This is a genomic window from Bacillus sp. JJ1503, from assembly GCF_036965125.1.
In the GTDB taxonomy this organism is placed as follows: domain Bacteria; phylum Bacillota; class Bacilli; order Bacillales; family Cytobacillaceae; genus Cytobacillus.
In genome coordinates, this window is the sequence record NZ_JBALOZ010000379.1 from 1 (window position 1) to 2,476 (window position 2,476).

At 34.6% G+C, this 2,476-nt stretch carries 2 protein-coding genes; one reads left to right on the top strand and one right to left on the bottom strand.

The features are described 5' to 3' along the window. Positions 1-65: 65 nt before the first annotated feature. Positions 66-740, bottom strand: a complete 675-nt coding sequence (locus tag V7149_RS23210) for an amidohydrolase family protein (RefSeq protein ID WP_335347947.1) — start codon at positions 738-740, stop codon at positions 66-68. 861 nt (positions 741-1,601) lie between these two features. Between V7149_RS23210 and V7149_RS23215 the strand changes: the two genes are divergently transcribed. Beyond that, entirely contained in the window at positions 1,602-2,237 is a 636-nt protein-coding gene (locus V7149_RS23215; RefSeq protein WP_335347948.1) for a DUF1796 family putative cysteine peptidase, read from the top strand. Positions 2,238-2,476: the final 239 nt, after the last annotated feature.

Below are 2,476 nucleotides of genomic sequence, written 5' to 3' on the forward strand. Positions count from 1 at the left end.
CATTCCATATGGTCCATCGCAACCATACAGTACTTTTCGATACCCTAATGATTCTACTGCATTCTTTACAATAGATTAAGATAGTCACTTGATGTGTCAACAAATACATTTGGTTGATCCTTAACGTATTTCCATAGTTTTTCCCAAAAAGGAAGACCGGCGTGAGCATAAATTAATTTAAGTTTAGGGTATTTTTCAGGTAAATATTTATAGGAGTCCTGTTCTGAAGATAGATGAATGATCAAAGGTATGCCTTTTGACTCACACATAGCCGCAACTGGATCAAGTGCCTTAATACTATATTCATGCATGAAGGGATGGGCTTTCACCCCAATAAAACCAGGTTTATTAAGATATAAATCTATTTCTTCCACTGATTCAGAAATCATTGGATTCACTGCTACCCAGCCTAGAAACCGATCGGGAAATCTATCAATAGCAGCAGCAACAATATCATTGCTCGGCTTAGTAAAAATTCTGTATGAATTGCCATAAAGTTTGAGATAGCTATCCTTTACTAGACCGTCATAAATTTTCAGCCCTATTTGAGGTACATTTAGTATTAGAAAACGGAAAAAGCGTTGTAAATTATTTTGAAAAGTGCTTTCCAATTCAAACATTGTTTCATTCATGGGAGCAATTAGCGCTGTTTTAGCTACATCATTTTTATCCATGCCCTCTATCATTTTATCTAGAGTTAACATTGATTCATCTACATGAAAATGGCAATCAACAATCATTTTTATCGCCCCTTCGAATTACTATATATTTATTTTAGCAAACCAAACATAGCTGTAAAATGCGATTTCATTTACAATTATTACGATCCCTTGAGCAGCAATAAAATAGCGGGGGGGCATTGTAAGGGTGTAAATGAAATATACCAAAAAGAGTATATTAAATAATTTGACACTAGTTTTGCAGCAAAGCGTGATACAGAATTCTTAATTCAATAGGTATGAACGAATTTTAAATAAAATGCAATAAAGCCGAAATCTCAATGATGTACTTTTAGACACTGGGTATTCTACGACGATTTTTATACATCACGGTGAACCGTACCACAAGTAAATGAGGTTTTTTCATAGAGCCGCGGCAAATGGATTAAATCCTTATTATTATCTCCGCTATCTATTTGAGTAGCTTTCCAATATGAATTTTACAGAAGTAGATGCCATTGATCCATTACATCTATTGTCAACAACTTTACCAGTTTCATGTCATGCATTGCCTTTAACAAGATAACTAAATCATAATATTGGCCACCCTGAAAAAACAGGTGTGGCCTATTTGAGCTTATGATATATCTAATAAGTAATTTTTTTTTTGGAGGTGGGGGCGTAAATAAGACAGCAATATTAGACAAGAATACAAGCCAGCCATTCTTAACTTGCGTATATTGAAATAGACTAAATGGATTAAACAATTCACTAATGTAATCGTTATTCCCTGCTTTCTTATTCCCTAATGATATGTGGGTAAGTACAAGCAGAATAATTCGAAATGAACCCCCCAAATGAAATTTTTGCCATATAGGTTTGACTTGTATTAGTGCTATTCCAGAAATTTTAATCATATTCTATAGCGGGAGTGTTCCTTTTATGAAGTTAAAAGAGATTAAAAAAAATTATAGTATGATTTATAGTTTAGGATTAAATTGTGCTCCTTCGAATCACTTGCGATATCGGGGGTTACGTCCGTTTGCTGGCGTTTTAGATTGGATGATAAGCCCATCTCTAGCAGATGTAAATCGTTTATTAGCAAACCGTTTCGTTAATTTTATGGAATTGGAGAACCTTACATTTTCTTCATATTATGATAACGACTCCAAGTTGCTTATAAAAGACAATTATTACAACATTTATTCTGCACATGATTTTAAAACTGATAAAAACACACCAGATTCCTTATCTTGTTATCCTGAGGTTAAAGAAAAATATAAAAGGAGGATAGGACGGTTTTTGAGGGAAATGGAAACGAGCGAATCCATTCTTTTCATCCGCTTAGGTGGGTCATATGATGAAGCAGTAGAATTACAACGTGTACTTGACAGCCTAGTAAAGCATAATTATTGTGTGCTGTTAATTTCCGATTCAGATTCTTCTACCATGATTGAGGAAAACTGGGGATTAGATCATATATGTGTTCTAAATTGCCATATTTCTAAAATAATGTGGGATAATTATGAGTTATGGAGTTCATTGCTTAGCGGAATTGGCATCAGTCGCCCACAGTGAAAGAACTTATCCCTATGTACATCAGGTGCGTCAAAAATCTCATCGTAGTGATGAATCGTATTTTCATATGTTTACCCAAATAGTTCTGGCTTTGTCTGTAAATTGAGGAGGAAGGTCCAAGAAAACGGCCAGACCCAATAACAGATAAAGGTGGCAAAAAGCGGTGGCCATGAAAGTTTTTTATTCCCCTAAAAATCAAAGAGTGTAGAGAAACGATCTAGTTTCTCTACACTCTTTGA